Source organism: Mycobacterium sp. ST-F2 (assembly GCF_001905655.1).
Classification (GTDB): domain Bacteria; phylum Actinomycetota; class Actinomycetes; order Mycobacteriales; family Mycobacteriaceae; genus Mycobacterium.
Genome location: NZ_JMHT01000019.1, coordinates 15872 through 34050 on the forward strand (window position 1 = coordinate 15872; position 18179 = coordinate 34050).

Genomic DNA, 18179 nt, shown 5'->3' on the forward strand with positions numbered 1-18179 from the left:
ATCGGCGTCGGGAGCCATGGATTCTGTGCTGTAGCGTCACTTCAGGGGTGTGTTCGGAGGGGGCTGGCATGGCTGATCTGCGTGTCGACGTTGAGGGCTTGCGCTCTGCGGGCGCCAGCAGCGGTGCCCTCGCGGCGGGACTGACTGCCGGAGCCGAAGCTGGCACTGCCAGCACCACTCACGCCAGCGCGGCCGGTGTCGCAGCCATGGACGCCGCGATCACCTCGGTGCAGTCCCGCCACTCCAACCGTCTCACTGGCCAGACGGACGCACTGACCGCCAGCAGCGCCCGCTACGAGTCCACCGACAGTGGTGGCGGCCAGGCCATCAATTCGGTCTCCGTGTGAGCGCAGCGCATACCGGTGCGGGCGAGGCGCTACCGTCCCTGGAAGAGATCGAGAACTGGCCCACGCAGCATCTGGACGACGCGGCCACCAGGTGGCGCGCGGCGGCCACCAAGTCAGTGGAGACGGCCGAGCAGCACCGCCGCAACGTTGTCTCGCCCGCCGGCACCGAATGGACGGGTCTTGGCAACGACGCCGCGGTGAGCCGAGCTACCGGTGACCTGGTCGTCGTCCGCTACCGCGGCGACGTGATGGGCGAGGCCGCTGATCTGGCGGCGAGCGGCGTCGCGGACATCAGCGCTGTAAAGCGGTTGGTGCTCGAGGCGATCGCCGACGCGAAGGAAGACGGTTTCACGGTTAACCCCGACTTGTCGGTGACCGATGCCCGCACGTACGACATCAACACCATCCAGGACCGGAACAAGGCGGCGAAGGAACACGCGGATTTCATCCGGTTTCGAGCTCAGCAGCTCGTCGCCACGGACGCGCTCTTCGGTAGGCGTCTGGCGGCGAAAGCCGTTGAACTGCAAGGGATTAAGTTCGACGGTGAAGGTGGCGGCCATGGTGCCCACGTACAGCTGGTCGACAACAAGACCACGGCGTCCGGTGGTGACAAAGAGAAGCCGGGGGAGAAGCCGGGCGGCACGCGTCCACCCACTCTCGATGACATGTTCGGCCCTGCCACCGACGGGCAGACGGGCCACATCGGGCCGTTCGCGGTGCCCAAGGACGTCGCCGATGCGGCGAAGCATCCTGACGGGAAGCCGCCGGATAGCAACACCCGTGATCGGTCCGGGCTCGGGAGCCTGCTGGGCACCGATGACAGTCTGGAGCATAAGCCGGGGGATCCCACGGGCAGCGGCTTACCGCAGGTGCTTAGCCAGCTCTCGCCGGCACCAGATCGCGCGACGATCGACCGTCAGCAGGCGAAGGTCGCTGCCGCTGAGCGGGCGCTAACGGCTGCGCAGGCCAAGGCGGACGCGTCGGCGAGCGATGCGATCGTCCTGGGGCCGGGAGCTGGTCCCAGCCGAGATAGCACTGACGCGTTGGGGCAGGCGGTGTTCGATGCGCGCCGGGACCTGACTGAGCAGAGGCAGATCCTCATCGACCTGAACGCGTACGCTGCCGCTCACGGGCAGGAGCAGGTACCGGTGCCGGCGCTGCCGGAGAACACCCAGGTGCAGGCGCCGACACCAGTGCCCCGCGAGAGTTTCATGGATGCGCAGCGGTGGACCAATCACTATCTCCATGAGGCCACCGGTGGTCTGGTGCCGGACCTCTTTCAGGACGCCCACACGGCCACCCACTGGAGCGAAGCGACACCCGCCGAACGCGCGCAGCTGATCGCCGACGCTGCCGGGGCGATACCGCTGCCGGGGATGAAGCTCGGTGCAGAAGGGCTCGAGCACCTGGCTGGTCCGGCGGCGGAGGCTCTCGCTCACGACGCACCGTCGGTCGTTGCCCACGGCGCACCTCCGATAGTGGCCCATGAGCTACACGCGGGCGGTGAACACGGCGGGACCGCACACACTGGGGATGTTCCAGTCAGCGGCGACCAGGGGCTGATCGGGCACGGCGGGGACGCGGCGCCGATTCAACTCGACCTCACCACTGATCACGCACGGGCACTTGGCATGGACCCCGCGACAGGCGGCTTCCGGGCTGCCGAGAGCGAGACGGGGCTTCGAGTCGAACAGGAACTCGGTGTGGACCTCAGTCGCGCCGGGCGGGGAGATGCGCATGACTGGGTCGATGCTGTTGGACGAACTTACGATGCTGTCGGAAACTTCCCGTCCAAGTTCTTCGACTCGCAGTGGCCCAATCTTCAGGGTCGAATTCTGGACCATCTGGAGAAAGCCGAGATCGTGCCGGTCGATGTCTCGCAGTTCACCGCTGCGCAGCGTGAGGTCGTGCGCGAGTTCGTCGAGGCCTACGAAATCCCAACGTTGTCATAGTAGGAGGCAAGTAGTGAGCGGCTTTGTTCGGTTCGCGGACGGTGACTGGTCCTGGAATTCGTCGATGACGCGAATCATGTTCGATTTGCTTGAGGATCGTCTGCCCGACGGTGACAGCAAGGACGAGATCGTGGAGTTGCGCGACAACAACGTCTTGATGCTCGACCTGCGCGATCGTTCGCAGGATCAGCTCGTTGCGATCATCGTGAACGAGCTGAACGACTACCTCGCGCGGCGGTTCGACGCCGACGCACGCAAGGACTTCGAAAGCGGGTATTCCGAGTTGCGCCGGTTGGCGGCGGCGCAGCATCGCCGAAATCAGGAACAGCAGAGCGACGACGCGACCAGCGCATGATCACTGTGAGCACTGAGACGCTCACCGCGAACAGTTTCGACGAAGTGCCGCACTGAGATCGCAAGGGAAGGCTCCGACCATCAGCAACAGGTCTGCGGGAGGTTCGCCCAACTCCGGTGAGCACGATCCGCCACGGTACGAGTTCACGTTGACTCGTGACCGAGACGTTGTCGGTCAGCTCATTGACCATACGCTCATCTTGTCGGTCGAGGCGCAGACCGAACTCATCGGCCGGTACTCCGGATTGTCTTGGCGCGTTGACCTGTCCGAGCCGCCCGTGTTCTGGTTCGAGTGTGAGCCCGCGGCCGCGTTCCGGCCGCACTTCATCGGCTCCAGCTCGGCAGTCACCAACACGTGGCTGTGGGGGTGGGAGAACATCAACAAGTTCCCGGAACCAGTGGTGTCCCTCGCGAGGCATGTCCGCGAGGTCGGTGCGCGACTCGGGGCGGCCGAGCTGACGACCGCGTACCAGAACCTGCATCCCGCCGAACGCGTCTACGAGGGGCTGATCGCTCGCGGCATGCCCGAAGCCGTTTTCGTGTATTGCGCGCAAGCACTCTCGGAGCTGCCCGCCCCCGTCTACTACCGTGCCCCCAACGGGACCGGGCATTCTTGGTTCCTGCTCGACAATCCCAATGAGTTCTCGCTACCCGCACCGACCGTGGTGTCCGCAGCGGCGGCGATGATGCGTGCTCTGCAAACCGGGGACATTACGGACCACCGTCTGGCGGTCACTGCCTACGCCCAACGCCGACAAGGACTTTCGCTGCAGAGCGCCGGGACTGATCGTATGATCGTGGGGGCGCCCGACGGGCAAGTTGTGATCGGACTCGATGAGTTCGGGCGGATCGCGGAGATCGAGACCTGCGGGGGCTCGGTGTAGTCGGCCGGCATCGACCCGGACTCCTAGGAGTGCCGGACGTGCGGGTGGCCGCGCAGGCGGTGGCGGGGGACAAGCAGTAGAGCGCGGCGGTGGCGTGACGGTCGTAGTGCTGTGTGTGAGTGGCGGGCGCGTCGTCGACGCCACGTGACTGTGCGTCTGCACCTCACCTGGCTATGTTCGTGCGATGGCGGATAAGTTTCCGGATCAGATCTCCGAGACGATCGGGCAGTTCCGCGTGGTGCCACGCGGAGGGTCAGCTGAGGGTCCCGAAGTGCAGCAACGCACCGGTGTATTGCGCTTGCGCGACAACACAGTCGAACTCGAAGTGAGCCCTGGCTTCACCCCGGTGGTGTCGTGGACCGAGACGAGTCCGGGGGTGTACGACGGCAGTCCGTCTGAGGGACGCGTCACCGACGATGCCGCCATTCTCGGAGTTGTGGCCAGCAACCCTGGCGAGGTATCGCTCTGGGGCCTCGAAACCGTCGCGCAGCGATCCTTCGGGTTCCCGATGCCGGGGAGGGCGGAGCTCAGCCGCGAGGTCGTGGCAACGGACTGGTGTCTGGTCGGTGCGCATTTCCCGAGTGACCAGACTGAGTTCAGCGCGGTTACTCTCGATATCACCGGGCTCCATGGGTTCGCCGCTCTGCCGAGCATCCGCGTGGAGATGCCGGAAAGGGGAATGGTGCCTCTCCGTTGGGTTTACGACCCACCGGACGCTGCGACCGGATCCACCTCGGCGCCTCTACCGGGCCAGGTCCGGCTCGATCCGTTGGCGACCATGCCCACACTCGGCGGCCCTGATGTCAGCGTCACTTCCAATACCCGATTGAAGCTGGAATTCGACGGGACGCTGCCACTCTCGGAAGTGATTTCGGACATCTCGATACCGATGACCAGCCTGCTCACTCTTTTGAGCGGTACCGATTGCCGGGTACGCGGACTGACCGTGTCGACGCCGAACGACCGTTCAGCGGACGTGTACGGCGACGGGGTCGACCCTTCTGCACCGCGGGACACCACGGACCTTCTTCTTAGCCTCGCTCACGTGGATGGCGTCGATTTCATCGGCCGATGGTTGGACCTGGCGAAGCGGACGTCTCCGGTGCCCCAGATTCTGGCTGCGGCGTACACAGGTGAGTTCACGACGGTGGATTCGGAGGCGCTGAGTCTATGCGCGGCCGCCGAGACTCTGCACCGCCGCCTGTATCCAGACGCGCGCCGGTGGACGCCCGAGACCGTCGCAGCGGGGAAGTCCGGCCTGGACGCGGCCGACTTGCCCGAGGAAGTTCGTCAAGCTCTGCGTCAAGCCGTCGGCCAGTACATGTTCGAGCCTTCGTTCCCAATGCGCATCGCTGTTCTGGGAGAGCGCGTAGGAGCGGTCCTTCCGGGTTGTGTTGGCCGCGTGAGTCACTGGAAGCGGGCGGTCACGAACCAGCGCAACATCCTCGCTCACGGACTGCCGGACCAAGACTGCAGCTTCGATGTGACGCGAATGCACTACATCACCCGATCACTGCGCTGGGTGCTGACCTTGTACCTACTGCTCGAGGCCGGTGCGCCGGCTGACCAGCTCGCGGCGATTACCGCGAACAACCGCCGGTACAAGCGGGATCAGCGGAACTGGCGCCATGTGTGGCCCGAGGTGTTCTCCGACGTCTGAGATGGCCGGGGCACATGTCGGCACCGAGAGCCGCGTAGTTAGCCGAAGATCACCTTCAGAGCGAATAGAGCCAGGAGGAAGACGCCGGCCGCCTGGAGCACATAAGCCGTGAGCAGGAACTGGTACTTCCTGCTGGTCCCTTCGCGGAGGGTCGTGATCGCGGTGATGTTCAGATCGGCTGTGTGGTAGCGCGCATCGATGGTGTGCGCCGGCCACAACTCTGGGCTGAGCATCCGCCTCATGTCGTCCTCCGAGGCCACCCTGAACCCGCCTCCCACCGCGCCCGCCAAGATGCTCAGCACCGCTGCCACGAGGAGCAGCAGAAGTGCGGCGGCCAGAAGGCCGAGCAGCAGCAACCCGTCGATCACATACTTGGCGCCTTTCGCGATGCCGAGCACCGCCAGAGTGACAGTGATCAACGTCGTCGCGCTAGCGACTGCACCAGCTGCCCGGGTGTTGACGGTGTCGCGACGGGTGTACTCGCGTTCGAGTTCCTTCTTGATGAAATCCGACCACTCGGTGCCCTGATCGGCGGACTCCTCCGACGGCGGGGCGATGTCGGCTACTGAAGCAGCGAGCTTCCGTGCTGCCCACCGCTGGCGCAGTGCGCGAAGGACTCGGAGGCTACGGACCCTCACTCACCCGTCACGGTCGCTGCGGGTCTCGACGCGCGCCGCATCAAGCGCTGTCGTGCGGACCTGATCGGGCGCCTGGTCGCGCGTGCTGAGTTCCGTTTCCCACACGATCGGAGTCGGCGGGGGGCGCCCTGAAGACGGAGGTGGTGTCGGCGGATCACTGGTCGGGGTCGCGTCGGTCGACATGCGGAACCTCCTCAAGGCCGGGGCGTCAGTCTACGGCTGCATGGAGGGTGTCCAGAGGAGACGCGCGGTAAGAGCGGAGGTAAGACGTACTGCGACTCTGGCAGGTTCACCTCACGGCGGGGATATGGGCGTTTGGTGAGTCGGAGCAGTGGCCGCGCGATCGCATCGACGAGGCGGTCAAGGCGCTCGAGAACCAACTCGGGGACTTTCTGTCACCGAGGTGAGCCGTGGCGTCGCCGGTATCGGGATGTCACCACAACTCGGGGTCGTCAGAGGGCACGTTCGTCGTCCTCGTCGTGGCCGACCGGCGACTCCTTTCCCTGCCATAGAGCCGCGTCCTGCCGGCGCAGAAACTCCGCGTAGTCGACCTCGAACTGCGCGGCCTCATCTCTTCGGTTCGCCGTCTCCCGGCGACGCTCCTCACGCTCATGGACTCGAGCGTCGAACGCGGGACGATCGCTGACCCATAGCTCGGCCATCTCTACGCACTCGGGGCAGGCTTCGTCTTCGCTGGTGTCGAACGGCACCGGGAACACCAGCCGGACACGGCACCCGCACGCGGCCTCTTCATACGACCAGCTATCCAGGAAGATCGGGTCGTGGAACTTCGGCCGGTCCATCCAGTTGGGCCGGCGTTTCCACGCAGGCAGGTCCTCGCGTCGGTCGAACAGCAACGCGTGCACGAGACCGATGTCCTCGGGCACTTCGGGGTACCTGCCCAGCCGGTCCTCGTGGATGCGGTACCGGCGAGCGGCAGCTCGTGACTCGGGAACCTTCATACTCTCAGGGTCGCACCGAGGACCGACATATCTGCGTAGGTTCAGGTCGGCTTCGGGTTACCTCGCTCGCACCGCACATCCCGGCGGCTTGCTGCTGGTGTGCCGTCGGAATCGACTGTGTCAATAGCGTTCAGTTCCGCAGGTGACCCCGGCCAGCGCCGTTGCGAGTTGCGACGCGAACCTTGGCCCGTCGTTGACAAGTACGTAGCCGCCAGCAAGCCCGCTTTGGTTGCATAGCGGTCGTCGTCGCCTGACCTTCCGGTGCCGCACCTTTCCAGTCGCCGCGTCCACACGTTGGACCACCAGCTGCGCAGTTCGCGGGACTACGCCGGTCGGAAATGGGTTAGACGGGTCAGCGTAGAGGGCTTGAGACCGTGACCATCGCCTCACGATCCGGCGAGCGGCCAGGTAGGCGCCCTGCCTCACCTCAACCACAGCGATGGCCTTCTTGAGCCCGAACACGCCCCAGAATCGGCCGGGACCGCGGCCGGGTTGCTGCCAGAGTTTAGGAACTACGTGTTGATACTCCTTGTCTCCATTCATGTTTGGTGACGAATGTTTGGTGAAATAGATGGCCAACCGCTTCGGATCACAGGCTTTCAACCCGCTGAGAACATCGACAGCGGTGCCCGCCAACCGGTGGCGAGCCTTCTGTACGGGGTCGGGATGGTCGACAATCTCAGCCCACGCGGCGGACAACCACTGAGCAAAACTGAGACCCGAGCGGCCCGGTGACATCGGTGGCGCCATCCAGAGGTGAATGTGCGGGGCGCCGCGCCGTTGGAATTCCAGCTTCCAGATATAGCGAGCCGGTTCTCTGTACTCACGTTGAAAGCGTTTGCGCCACAACACCATATGCCGCTTCACGCTGGCACCATTGGGGGCGGAGACCTCCCATTCGCCTGGGTAAGTCAATGTGACCATGGCCGGGATGCGGCCGGATTCGACCAACGGGCCGTAGTCGAGCTCGGCGAAGGTACGGCACATCGTCGAGCGCGACTTGCGCGACCATTTGGTGATCGTCGCACCATGGCTAGGGACGGATGAGGGCAACGAATCACGCTGCGCCAGTGCAATTACGGCTTCGGGATCGAGCTGCCGCGCTCGTTCGTAGATGCCTTTGACCCGGACCTCGTATGCATCGACTTCGGCCGCGTGCCGTGCCGTGGTCCGTTCGGCGGCTTTCTCGGCTCGAACGGGATTGGTCCATCCGAGTCGTACGGCACCCGGACCGACCGTGATGCGGAACCGTCCGGATTCGGGTTCGGTACTTCGTCGGCCATGACCCCGTGCCCAGGGTGCTGCGGGCTCGAACAATGCCGCTGCCGCCGTGACCATTTCGGGGTTCGGGAACCGCACCCCCAATGCGTCGATCGCCCGCAGTTCCTCGGCCGCGATCCCGTCGTCAATCGGCTCGCGGACATTTTCGGCACATATAACAAGCCCGTGCGCGCGGCTCCCCGCCGTGCTTGCTGCTAGCTCTGCGCTCTTGCTCCCGCCGCCGCGCTCTGGCGATCGGCTGACGCTGCGCTGGCCTGCGCGCGGCGCTGGCGCGCCGTGCTCGGCCCACGCCTCTTCGCCGGCGCGCTCTGGCGTCCGTTCATACGAGTTGCTTGCAGCCGTCCGCCACGCTGGAGGTGTATTGCGATCGGTAGTCGGGTAAGGCACGCTGGATGCCGACGTGGGCATGTGCCGTGCTCCGTCCTGGGAGCCTCCGACACCATCCGCCTGCGAAACGTGCGGTGCCGGAGGCTATTCCCGTTCAGGAGCTGGATCAATGGAGCGAAACCGTCAGGAAGTGGGCCTCTGGTGGGCCGAATACCCGGAGCGGCCCGGTTTAGCTGGTCCGGTCACACCGGCAACGACCGGCACGACCAGTACGGATGCTGAAGTGGCGCAAAGTCGACCGCCTGAAAAGCGGAAGGTCGCCGGTTCGATCCCGGCCCTGGCCACTTCAAGAACCACCTGGTGACGGGTGGTTTTTCTCGTTTCTGGGGCAGGTGCTGGCGAAGTCCCGGTGATCCAGAGTGACCCATTCCGGAATGAATCGCCCGTGCGGTGACCCTGTTACCCGGAGCCGGGTCACTCCGAAGCGTCGATGGCGCGTCGGAACGAGCCGACAGCGGGGTGGCCGGCGGTACTCTCAGCGCACTATGAGAGCACGACTGCTTGTCGCGATGGCGATGTTTGTCGCATTGCCGATCGTGAACGCGGGCACGGCTTCAGCCAACGAATACTCGTGCGCCAACGCGGCCGCAGCGAACGGCTACGTCAACTCGAACAAGTTCCTCGCGGAGATCCAGCAGGACTGCGCCGTCGCATACGGGATCGCCAACGCGAAGGGCGTAGACACTCAGTCTGAGGTCATCGCCGCTGTCGCCGCCGCCGAGCAGTATTTACGTTCGCGCGGGTACGACGCCGCGACCGTCAAGCAGATGGACATTGCCGGGCACGGGGTGTAGGTACTGCGACCTACTCCACGGCCTTGCTCGGCTGCACGGCCCTGATCGAGTTCAGTACCGCGCCGGCGTCGCGAGCAGGGAACTGACAGCCTGCGGTCGGCCGGCGTATCCCTATCCAGGGCCGAGAGCGAAGGTGGGATCGAGAAATGAAGCGACCAGCGCGACCTGGTCATCGAGGTTCTCCTCACACTGGGATTCGAGGCGTTCTTTGCGGCGCCACGCGGCCCACTTTGCTTGGCCCACTTCGGCATAACCCTTCAAGAACGGCGCCACCGGGCCGAGTACGACGTCACGGTGATGCGCAACGGCCCGGGCCGCACGTAGAAGCTCCGCTTCGTCGAACCCTTGTCGTCCCAGCCCCACGATGTCGACGTAGTCGCGCCATCGGGTGCTGGTGATACCGCGCTCGAGAATGGTCACCCCCTTTTCGGCCATGCTGGTTTCGGCTGCGTAGCCGAGCAGCGTGATCGGAGGGCCGAGGATGCGGTCGATGGTTACTGGCCGCGGTGCCGGCACGATCGGATCTCCGGTGGAGACGTCCCAGGCTGCGACGCCCTGCCACGAGCCGATCGACGCCGGAACCCTGACGCGCAGGCCGGGGTAGGCGGCTTGTTCGCGGATGTCTTGGACAGCGATCCCGGCGACATCGAAGATGACGCCGTCGTCGACGACGACCGCTGCGATGTCGCGCACCACTCTCGCGAGGTGCTCGGCGGTGACGTCGGCGCTGATGGCGTTGGCATCGACATCCTTTGTCGGCCGGCGTATGTCATAGGCGGCCAACAGGATTCCACCTTTGAGAACGAAGTCATCGACGTGTGGCGTGCGCGTAAGGCGGTCCAGGAACGACTCGAGGACGTGCCGGATCAGGTACTCCTGTGTCGGCACGCCGGAGGCGCCCTTGCCCGTGGCTGATCGGGCGGCGGACTGGATGCGGCGGAATACCTTGTCGCCGTCGCTCAACTCATCATCTCCAGCGCGCGCAGGGTGACAGTCTTGGCCCGGGGGAGCCGGCTCGCGATATCGATCAGCCGAGCAGGTTTTCCTCCGCGGCGCAGCCACTCCCGCAGCGCATCGCGCGCCAGTTCGTGTCCGACTTCGCCCCGGAGGCGGAACGCATCGGCGATCGAGCGCTCCGGGGAGTAGATCCCGATCTCCTGGTCCGATCCCGAGATCGTCATCCGGTCACGACCGATGTCGAATGTCTGGCGGTCGAACAGATGCCATGCAATGGCACCGGTGGTGACAGGTGGTCGTGATCCCCGGGGAATCGCGACGTCCAGCGCGGCCGGAATCGCATCGGTCAAGTCGTGGTAAGCGAGTGCCGATGTCAGGCAGATCGTGGCATCGGTGCGGCGAGTCGCCGCTTCGAGCTGGTCCCAATCTGCAGCAGGCGCGTCCGAGGGCAAGTAGATTCCGCGGGCGATACGGTCGATCTGACCACTGCGCGCGCGGCGATACAACGCGCTGCGGGACAGCCCAAGCTGCTGGGACGTGCCCGGAGTCAGGGCTCCCATTGCTCACCTCCGGTCGCTCATGGGACGAAACGTCTACAGATAATCGTATCTGTAGACGAATCGTTGCGATACTCTTCGCAACAAGAATGGAACGAAACGTGTGCAGATATTCATATCTGTAGACGTTTCATTCTGGTGGCCTACGCGGGTGCGGAGGTACATCGGACAGCTCGTCTCCGGTTCGATCCCGGCCCACCGCTACGATCTGCTTCCTGGTCGCAAACGGTTGGCCACTGAGTGTGCGGAGAGTGTGGCAAAGAGTGGCGATGACGGCCGGTCTCCTTCGGGTGGGTACGTACCTGGCGGCATGCGGGGCGCTGGCAATCGGCCTGTCGCCGGCAGCGGCGGCCGACGCCGCTTTCGATCCGACCGGGAACCGATCGGGTGGACCGGCGCCGACCATGAACGGTGTGCCCTGTGGCTCCGGCGGCCTGGGTATCTGCCTGAGTTTTCGGCAGAACCGTCCGCCCCGGGTCTTTTCGGTGCCGCAGTTCGGCGTGGGGCAGAGCCCGACAGTGCGTCGCTGAGTATTGCGGCACTGGCCGAACTCGCAACCCACGGCGGATGAGTTCAGCTGGGTAAGGTGCTGGCAATGACCAATTTCCCGGATCCGGCAGACAGCCTTGAGCCGCAGCTCGAACCGGTCGCCGGCCGTCTCCTCGATGCGCAGGTGGCGTTCGCCATGCAGCAGCTGCGGGGCGAGAACTACCACAGCCTGGTCCTGGACGAGATCGAGCACGCTCTGGCGGAGGCGTCGGAGATCACGCTGGCTGACGCGGTGACGCCCACGATGATCAAGAACGTTGCCGCGAAGTACGCCGTGCAGGTACCCGTGGAAGGCGGCATCGCGGAACTGGTCAGTGAGGTCGCTGCCCGGCTGTATCAGCTCACCGCGACGACCGACACCAGCTTCGGCGACGTCATCGACGCGCGGCGGTTCGATGAGCTCAGCTCGATGGTGGTCGAGATGGGGGTTACCCAGCGCGTGCTGGAGCGGATCCTGAGCAGCGAGGCGTTCGCGGAGTTCTGCGTGACGTTGGTTCAGCACTCGCTCGCGGAATCTGTCACGCAGGGTGGCAAATCGTTGGCTCGGGGCCGGCTGGGCCGCGTGTTCAGCGGGCTGGGCGCGCGCATGCCGCAAGGTCCCGTCGAACGGTTGGAGCTGCGGGCAGAGGACCTGGCGCGCCGCGGCGCCCGCTTCCTGCTCGCCCACACCCACGCGGACGAAAACGTGCTCGCCGAAGCAGTGAACGAGTTGTGGCGCACCAACCTCGACAACCCACTGTCGTCGGCCATTTCGATGATCTCCGCCGCGGACGTCGAGGACGCCGTCGTGCCGGTCTACGAATTCTGGCGCACCTTCCGCGACACTGACTATTTCCGGGCGCTTCTCGATGAGGGCATCGACCACGTCTTCGACAAGTACGGCGATGTCAGCCTTTACGATCTGCTGCTCGACCTCGGGGTGGGGCGTGAGGACATGATCGAGGAAGCCCTACGGTTCGGCCCGCCGGTGATCGCCCTGCTCGACGAGCGGGGCTACCTGGAGTCGGTACTGCGGCGTCGGCTCATCCCGTTCTACGTCTCGGATGAGTTCCGGGAGGCGTTGGCAGGGAGCTAGCTGGACGGCGGCGTCGGATTCAGCAGCGACGCCAGGACGGTGACCCGGCACTGTTCGATTTCCGGAGTAGGCGGCAACACTTCCTGGAAGATTGCGGCGCCGTCGAATGCGTTGAGCAGTACAACCGTCAAGACCTGCAAGTTCTGCCTGCCCTGAGTGTCCAGGCCGTCGGCTGCGGGCAGTGATCCCGTGGCCCGAAAGATCTTCTTTTGGTATTGCCCAATCTCGTCTTTGAGAACAGCTCGCAGTTTTTCATCGGTCCGCGCGGCGACCAACAGCTCGTAGATGACGCCGTTGGTCGGGTTGTGCGTGATATCGCGCACGACGCGCAGGACCGCCTCTGGGGTACGCGCGTCAACCGGCATCTCCGCGATCCGGCTGGTGTACAGCTCCAGTTGCCGTCTCCCGGCCTCGCGGAGTGTCGCGGCCATCAGTTCTCTCATCGTGGGGAAGTGCCGGAAGATCGCGCCGTCAGACACCTTCGCGCGTTTGGCGATCAAGGCAGCGGAAGTGCGTGCGTATCCGACCTCGATGATCGTGTCGATGCTTGCGCCAAGGATTCCGGCCACCGTCGCCTCCCGACGCTGCTGCTGGGTCCTCGGCATAGACGACCTTAACTCGCAGGTCACGGCCTACGCGGTCGATTCCGGAGGGGTACGGCGCTGAACGCCGGTCTGTTTGGCCCAGTCCCGGGCGGGTAACCATCCGTCATGGCTTCCAACCGACAGCCGAACCAGGCACCGCCCGACCCTGAGCCCGCGTCGACGCCGGGCCTGGCGCCTGGCGGCGGCATCGAACCCGGTGATACGCCTCCGGAATCCGGGCAGGAATCAGCGACGAGCAATCCGGATCCGACACCACCGGTGCGCGGACCGCGCCGCGTGACCGCCCCGACGGTGGTGATCGCGCTCTACGTCATCGTCTTCCTCAGCATCGCGATTCTGTTCGTGCTGAAGCTCTACGGTGTCCTCGACTGACTACTTGTACGGCGGATACGGCGCCGGGTGCAGCACCCTGGCCAGGTGTGCGGCGTTGCGGGCCGCTGCGGCGGTGGCCGACGCGACGGCCGCGGGCACCTCGTCGAGATCGTTGTAGTCCGTCGACTCCATGGCCGCGCCATTCCAGTACGTGCACCCCTGCGCGGGAATGCTGAAGCCAATGTCGTTGAGCCCCTGGAAGATATCGGCGACGGTCTTGTGTGCGCCGTCCTCGTTGCCGACGACGCTGACGATCGCCACCTTGCCCGCGACGGCCGGTCGGCCCTGATCGTCCTTGTTGGACAGCTCGGCGTCGAGGCGCTCGAGAACGCGTTGCGTGACCGACGACGGGTGGCCCAGCCAGATGGGCGTGCTGATCAGCAAGATATCGGCGTCGAGGACCTTGGCCCGGATCTGCGGCCACTGGTCGCTGTCACCCATGTCGGCTTGGACACCCGGCGCGATGTTGAAGTCCACACACCGAACGGCCTCGCACGCCACATTCTGTTCGCGCAGCGCCGCCATCACGTGGTCGGCCATCAAGGCGCTGCTCGACGGCGACGGGCCGGGCTTGAGCGTGCAGATCAGGGCTGTCGCGCGGAGGGGAGTGGTCGGTTCAGTCATGACGGGCGGTTACCCCTGCATGACGCAGCCAAACGAGACCGCCGGGTCAGCGACTCTCCAACTCCGCTACCCGCGCCTTGAGCGCCGCGATCTCGGCCTGCAGCTCGGCTTCTCGACCGTCGAATTTGGCCTGGTACGCCTCACCCAGCTCGCGCAGGTACTCACGGTCGAACCGGGGGATGATGGAGCGCGAGCAGTTCCAGTCGAAGGCTTCGACCGCGATCTCGATCTCCCGCTGCGGTCCGTCCTCGACGACGGTCCCGCGGCCGAAGACCTTGAGCCGGGTGCGCCGCGGGTAGTCGACGAAAAACATCGCCAGCCGGTCGTCGGCGGCGAGGTTGCCCAGGGTGACGAACTGGTTGTTGCCCGGCAGGTCGATGAACCGCAGCCGGTCGGTCTCGGGCAGATGCCGGACGAATCCTGCTGGGCCGCTACGGTATTGGAGGTAGGGCCAGCCGGCCGGGGTGATGGTGGCCAGGCAGAACTGGTCTGCCCGCCGGATCATCAGGAGCTCGCGGTCGTCGAGGCGCTGCGGGCCGTCGTCGGGGCGTTCGGTGTGCCGTCCGTAGGCCAGGTAGCTGCCGTTGCGCTGCTGACGATTCAGGGCATCGGGGCCGAATGCCAGGTGGTGGTAGTGGTTGTTCGGCTCGGTCGACACCATGGTCACGCTACGCCGCTTACGGCTGTGGCTCGGCGCCTAAGATCCATCGTTTGATGACGCGCGGCCGGCTAGACGGTGGTCGTTGACCCGACGTACGACAAGACGACGTCGGACTGATCGGTTTGTCGCGTCAGTGTTGCGTACGAGCGGATGAACGACTGACCCACGCACCCATCGATCTTGATGTGAAAGTTGCTGATCATCACCCAGGGGTTGGCGCTCTTGAATTCCTTCTTGTTGACCGGCACCACGAGCACGAAACCGGGCTTGAGTCCCACCGTGATGACACCGTTCACCGGCGTGGAGATCACGGGCAACATGCCGGTCGGCAGGCCGCCCAATGGCCCGGACAGTCCGAGCGACGGCGTCACGCCCGCGCTGCCGGCCATCGTCACACCGTTCGACGTGCTCATGTCGATACCGCAGCCGATCTCATAGCCGACTTCGAGCAGCCCTCGCGGTTCTGCGGGCCCAGCCAGTGACGCGATGAAGATGCCGTTCGCGAGGTATTCGCGTGACGACACCGCGGTCGTCAACGGCGCCACCGGCACCTGCGATTCGTCCCGCGCGCCGAGCGTCAGGACCCAGCCATCAGGCGTGTTGACGGTGACGGGCGTGCCGGACGCGATCTTTCCGTCGGCCGGCGGGGCGGCGCCGGGCAGGGCGTCCGGGTCGGCGTCCGCAAGGGGTGCCAAGGGCGCGATGACGACGACGCACACAGCGATGGCCGCAGCGCGACGGGAAAGCACGCGTATCGGCTTCACGGCCGAAACGGTAAGGGGCCGACGATTCAGTTGAGGGCCAACACGATCCACCGAAACTCGAGTTGTTCCGCATTCGTGATCGATGCGCGATGTCGACGCGCAACGCTGAACGGCATAACGTGGGACGGAATCTGTCGGTCGGCCCGAGGAAGACCTATGAAGCGCACAGGGGTGGTCCGGTTGGTGGCCTGCGCGCTCGGGATTCTCAGTATGAGTGCGACTGCCGGCGTGGCCCGGGCGCAGCCCGATCCGACCGCGCCCATTGCGCCGTCCATCATCGACCAGCTGGTGACCTCGACACCGGCACTGTCGGTGGATCCGCGTGATGCAGGTGCCGCCGTGTCCCGTTCGGGCGGTGTCGGCATGGTCTGCCAGAACCTGAACGTCCGCTGCCGCTGACAGAATCGGCCATGCCACACAAACGAATTGGGCCCGTCTGATGACGGGCCCAAATCGCATATTCAGTTGGCGGGCGGAGGTGGAACCGGTGCCCCTGGCGGGGGCGGAAGCTCGGGCGGCTCGTAGTACTGCGCGAGCCCCGGCGGGATGTTGGTCCCCGGTGGCGGCGCGGTACCCGGGAGCGATTCGCCCAGTTGCTGCTGCGGGTACTGGCCGAGTGCTCCACCCCGCAGGCGGCCGTCGTGGTACATGTCGATGTACCGGTTGAGCCACTCGTGTGGGCTGCTGTCGGCGTGCTCCTGGCCGGGGTCAACCCCGAACTGCTCACACTTGCCGGGTGCCGACGGCTTGAGGCACTGCCCCACCCCGTACGCGTTGTTGAAGGGGTTGAGGTTGGGCGGGGTGCCGGCGCCCGAGCCCGGGCGAGACGGCACCGCGTTCTGGCCCAGCACAGTGTCCGCGGTCAGTCCTGGCGTGCCCAGCGGCATGCCCAGTGGGCCGGCGATGGGAGCCGTTGCTGCCGGATCAGTGTTGCCGGCGGGACGCTGCCCGAGGACGTTCAAGCCCTGGGCGCCCAGCGGTGCGCCGAGGACCGGCATCGGGGCGTCCGCCATGGGAGCGGGACCCAGAGCCGCGGCCGCCTGGGCGGCGAGCGCGTCAGTCCTGTCATCGTGACCGGGCGTCGGAATCGGGTCATTCCAGTCGGCCGAAGCCGCGCCGGCGAAGGCGATGGACGCCGCGGCGGCGATCACGCCCGCCGCCGCGGCTTTGCCCATCAATTTACTGCCGAGCATTAGACCGACTTGGTGATGCCGTAGTACGCCACGATGTCGTCGGTGTCGGTGGTGGAGCTGGTCAGCACCGCGTAGGACCGCAGGAACGACTGGCCGACGCAGCCGTCGACCTTGATGTGGGTGTCCTTCAGGGTGACGCGCACCGGCGCCGCCTTGAAGGTCTTCTTGTCGACCGGCACCTGGGTCACCGTGCCCGGCTTCGCGTGGATTTCCAGGGTGCCCGACAGCGGGAACGTGACACCGGTCGGGATGGCACCGGTGAAGATGTTCGCGTTGGCGGTGCTGGCACCGACCTGGCCGATCAGACGAATCTGACCGAGCTCGATGCCGCAGCCGATCTGGTAGCCGGCTTCCAGCGTGCCGCCGGCCAGCTTCGTCTTTCCGCCGCCGGTGACAGTGCCGGTGAAGGTGCCACCCACCAGGTACTCACGGGAGCTGACCGCGGTGGTCAGCGGGGCGACCGGCAACTGGGTCTCGTTGGTCGCTGCCACGGTCAGGACCCAGCCGTCGGGCGAGGTGATGGTGGCCGGCTCGTCCGAGCCGACAACGCCGGTGTCCACGGGCGGGCCGTCGGGGTCTGCCATCGCGACCGGTGCAGCGATTGCCGGCAGCAGCATGCACGCCGCGGCCAATACAGCGGAAGGTTTCAACATGGTGGTTGCAATGCCCTTCATCAGTTCAGGTTTGGTTGGAGGGGAAGTTGGACTGCGACAGCTGGATCGCTGCTCAGACGGCCTTGGTCACACCGAGGTAGGTGATCACGTCGTCGGTGTTGTCCGTGGAGCTCGTCAGCGTCGCGTACGAACGGATGAAGGACTGGCCGGCGCACTGGTCGGTCTTGATCCGGACACCGGTGATGCTGATGCGGGTGGAGGTGCCCTTGAACGACTTCTTGTCGATCGCGACGGTCGTGACGGTGCCCGGCTTCAGGTAGATCTTGCCCTGCAGGCTGACGCCGGCCTGCCACGTCGGGCCGGCCAGGCTGATACCCGGGGTGAAGGACGCACCGGGGTTGATCTCGGCCTCGTCGGAGATGATGCCGCAGCCGATCTGCTCGCCGGCTTCCAGCGTGCCACCGGCCAGCTTGGTCTTGCCGCCGCCGGTGATGGTGCCGGTGAAGGTACCGGCGACCCAGTACTCACGCGACGAGATGGCGGTGGTCAGCGGGGCGACCGGAAGCTGGGTCTCATTGGTGCCGACGACCTGCAGGTGCCAGCCGTCGGGGGTGTCCAGGACTCCGGCCGGGCCGGACGGGACAGCACCCACGCCTGGGGGCGGCGGGCCGGGGTTGCCGGCGGGCTCCACGGCGGGATCGGCCGGCGGGTCGGCGAGTGCCAACGGCGCGGTACCGACCGGGAGCACCACGCAAAGGGCTGCCAACATGGCAATACGGTTCGACATGGTGATGAGCGCGCCTCTCGTAATCGTGATTACAGCGTTCCTGTGAGCGCTGTAGTTGCTGAATTTGTGTCGTTGCGGAGCTTCCACTGGATGGGTTGCCAGACGGTAAACGGGCTCTTCATGATTGACGGTGTAGTTGGGGTCTGAATCCGCCGGTTTCGA

General features: G+C 65.5%; 22 protein-coding genes and 1 tRNA gene. 11 read left to right on the top strand and 12 right to left on the bottom strand.

What is annotated here, in order from left to right:
• Nucleotides 1-68 precede the first annotated feature (68 nt).
• The 5 genes from EB75_RS08610 (at nt 69) to EB75_RS08630 (ending at nt 5197) form a co-directional block, all read left to right on the top strand.
• Entirely contained in the window at nt 69-347 is a 279-nt protein-coding gene (locus tag EB75_RS08610) for a hypothetical protein (RefSeq protein WP_073695011.1), read from the top strand.
• Nucleotides 344-2299: a hypothetical protein gene (locus EB75_RS29685; protein WP_073695012.1), complete on the top strand. Its 1956-nt coding sequence runs from the start codon at nt 344-346 to the stop codon at nt 2297-2299. The genes EB75_RS08610 and EB75_RS29685 overlap by 4 nt, the downstream gene beginning before the upstream one ends.
• 13 nt (nt 2300-2312) lie before the next feature.
• Nucleotides 2313-2654 carry a hypothetical protein gene (locus tag EB75_RS08620; RefSeq protein ID WP_073695013.1) on the top strand — a complete coding sequence of 114 codons (342 nt, stop codon included), beginning with the start codon at nt 2313-2315 and terminating at the stop codon, nt 2652-2654.
• A gap of 148 nt (nt 2655-2802) precedes the next feature.
• Entirely contained in the window at nt 2803-3537 is a 735-nt protein-coding gene (locus tag EB75_RS08625; RefSeq protein WP_142239495.1) for a DUF6882 domain-containing protein, read from the top strand.
• 184 nt (nt 3538-3721) lie between these two features.
• Nucleotides 3722-5197 (top strand): ApeA N-terminal domain 1-containing protein, encoded by a 1476-nt coding sequence (locus tag EB75_RS08630; RefSeq protein ID WP_073695015.1) that lies wholly within the window; start codon nt 3722-3724, stop codon nt 5195-5197.
• A gap of 38 nt (nt 5198-5235) precedes the next feature.
• Here EB75_RS08630 and EB75_RS08635 read toward each other — a convergent pair whose 3' ends face one another.
• The 3 genes from EB75_RS08635 to EB75_RS08645 form a co-directional block, all read right to left on the bottom strand.
• The gene (locus EB75_RS08635; protein WP_073695016.1) at nt 5236-5835 is read right to left on the bottom strand and encodes a hypothetical protein; all 600 of its coding nucleotides are present in this window, start codon (nt 5833-5835) and stop codon (nt 5236-5238) included.
• 452 nt (nt 5836-6287) lie between these two features.
• Nucleotides 6288-6797: a hypothetical protein gene (locus tag EB75_RS08640; protein ID WP_073695017.1), complete on the bottom strand. Its 510-nt coding sequence runs from the start codon at nt 6795-6797 to the stop codon at nt 6288-6290.
• Nucleotides 6798-6917: 120 nt separating this feature from the next.
• Nucleotides 6918-8486 carry a rolling circle replication-associated protein gene (locus EB75_RS08645; protein ID WP_286150129.1) on the bottom strand — a complete coding sequence of 523 codons (1569 nt, stop codon included), beginning with the start codon at nt 8484-8486 and terminating at the stop codon, nt 6918-6920.
• Between the two features lie 192 nt (nt 8487-8678).
• Between EB75_RS08645 and EB75_RS29255 the strand changes: the two genes are divergently transcribed.
• Both EB75_RS29255 and EB75_RS08650 read left to right on the top strand, forming a co-directional pair.
• Nucleotides 8679-8749 (top strand) — tRNA-Phe (locus tag EB75_RS29255).
• Between the two features lie 201 nt (nt 8750-8950).
• Nucleotides 8951-9259 carry a hypothetical protein gene (locus EB75_RS08650; RefSeq protein ID WP_142239496.1) on the top strand — a complete coding sequence of 103 codons (309 nt, stop codon included), beginning with the start codon at nt 8951-8953 and terminating at the stop codon, nt 9257-9259.
• A gap of 111 nt (nt 9260-9370) precedes the next feature.
• Here EB75_RS08650 and EB75_RS08655 read toward each other — a convergent pair whose 3' ends face one another.
• Together EB75_RS08655 and EB75_RS08660 are read right to left on the bottom strand one after the other, a co-directional pair.
• Complete coding sequence (locus EB75_RS08655) at nt 9371-10222, bottom strand: nucleotidyl transferase AbiEii/AbiGii toxin family protein (RefSeq protein WP_083612092.1); 852 nt, start codon at nt 10220-10222, stop codon at nt 9371-9373.
• Nucleotides 10219-10776 carry a type IV toxin-antitoxin system AbiEi family antitoxin domain-containing protein gene (locus EB75_RS08660; RefSeq protein WP_073695019.1) on the bottom strand — a complete coding sequence of 186 codons (558 nt, stop codon included), beginning with the start codon at nt 10774-10776 and terminating at the stop codon, nt 10219-10221. Before EB75_RS08660 ends, EB75_RS08655 begins: the two co-directional genes overlap by 4 nt.
• Nucleotides 10777-11042: 266 nt before the next feature.
• On the opposite strand from EB75_RS08660, the gene EB75_RS08665 reads away from it, so the two are divergent.
• Together EB75_RS08665 and EB75_RS08670 are read left to right on the top strand one after the other, a co-directional pair.
• A complete protein-coding gene (locus tag EB75_RS08665; protein ID WP_142239497.1) occupies nt 11043-11303 on the top strand; it encodes a hypothetical protein in 261 nt (86 codons plus the stop codon).
• 65 nt (nt 11304-11368) lie between these two features.
• The gene (locus tag EB75_RS08670; RefSeq protein ID WP_073695021.1) at nt 11369-12397 is read left to right on the top strand and encodes a hypothetical protein; all 1029 of its coding nucleotides are present in this window, start codon (nt 11369-11371) and stop codon (nt 12395-12397) included.
• On the opposite strand, the gene EB75_RS08675 is transcribed toward EB75_RS08670, so the two are convergent.
• Nucleotides 12394-13002, bottom strand: coding sequence for a TetR/AcrR family transcriptional regulator (locus tag EB75_RS08675; protein ID WP_073695022.1), 609 nt, complete (start codon nt 13000-13002; stop codon nt 12394-12396). The two genes, EB75_RS08670 and EB75_RS08675, sit on opposite strands and share 4 nt — an antisense overlap.
• Before the next feature lie 105 nt (nt 13003-13107).
• Here EB75_RS08675 and EB75_RS08680 point away from each other — a divergent pair, with 105 nt between their 5' ends.
• A complete protein-coding gene (locus tag EB75_RS08680; RefSeq protein WP_073695023.1) occupies nt 13108-13374 on the top strand; it encodes a DUF6480 family protein in 267 nt (88 codons plus the stop codon).
• On the opposite strand, the gene EB75_RS08685 is transcribed toward EB75_RS08680, so the two are convergent.
• From EB75_RS08685 to EB75_RS29915, 3 genes are all read right to left on the bottom strand, one after another.
• A complete protein-coding gene (locus EB75_RS08685) occupies nt 13375-13998 on the bottom strand; it encodes a flavodoxin family protein (protein ID WP_073695024.1) in 624 nt (207 codons plus the stop codon).
• Between the two features lie 46 nt (nt 13999-14044).
• Nucleotides 14045-14656 (bottom strand): pyridoxamine 5'-phosphate oxidase family protein, encoded by a 612-nt coding sequence (locus EB75_RS08690; protein WP_286150130.1) that lies wholly within the window; start codon nt 14654-14656, stop codon nt 14045-14047.
• A gap of 71 nt (nt 14657-14727) precedes the next feature.
• Nucleotides 14728-15408, bottom strand: a complete 681-nt coding sequence (locus EB75_RS29915; RefSeq protein ID WP_073695032.1) for an MspA family porin — start codon at nt 15406-15408, stop codon at nt 14728-14730.
• A 171-nt stretch (nt 15409-15579) separates the two neighbouring features.
• Between EB75_RS29915 and EB75_RS29920 the strand changes: the two genes are divergently transcribed.
• Nucleotides 15580-15822: a hypothetical protein gene (locus EB75_RS29920; RefSeq protein WP_073695026.1), complete on the top strand. Its 243-nt coding sequence runs from the start codon at nt 15580-15582 to the stop codon at nt 15820-15822.
• Between the two features lie 62 nt (nt 15823-15884).
• On the opposite strand, the gene EB75_RS08705 is transcribed toward EB75_RS29920, so the two are convergent.
• From EB75_RS08705 to EB75_RS08715, 3 genes are all read right to left on the bottom strand, one after another.
• On the bottom strand, nt 15885-16598 hold the full coding sequence (locus EB75_RS08705; RefSeq protein ID WP_142239498.1) for a hypothetical protein: 714 nt from the start codon (nt 16596-16598) through the stop codon (nt 15885-15887).
• A 17-nt stretch (nt 16599-16615) separates the two neighbouring features.
• Nucleotides 16616-17269, bottom strand: a complete 654-nt coding sequence (locus EB75_RS08710; RefSeq protein WP_073695034.1) for an MspA family porin — start codon at nt 17267-17269, stop codon at nt 16616-16618.
• Between the two features lie 73 nt (nt 17270-17342).
• Nucleotides 17343-18017, bottom strand: a complete 675-nt coding sequence (locus tag EB75_RS08715; protein ID WP_073695027.1) for an MspA family porin — start codon at nt 18015-18017, stop codon at nt 17343-17345.
• Between the last annotated feature and the right edge of the window lie 162 nt (nt 18018-18179).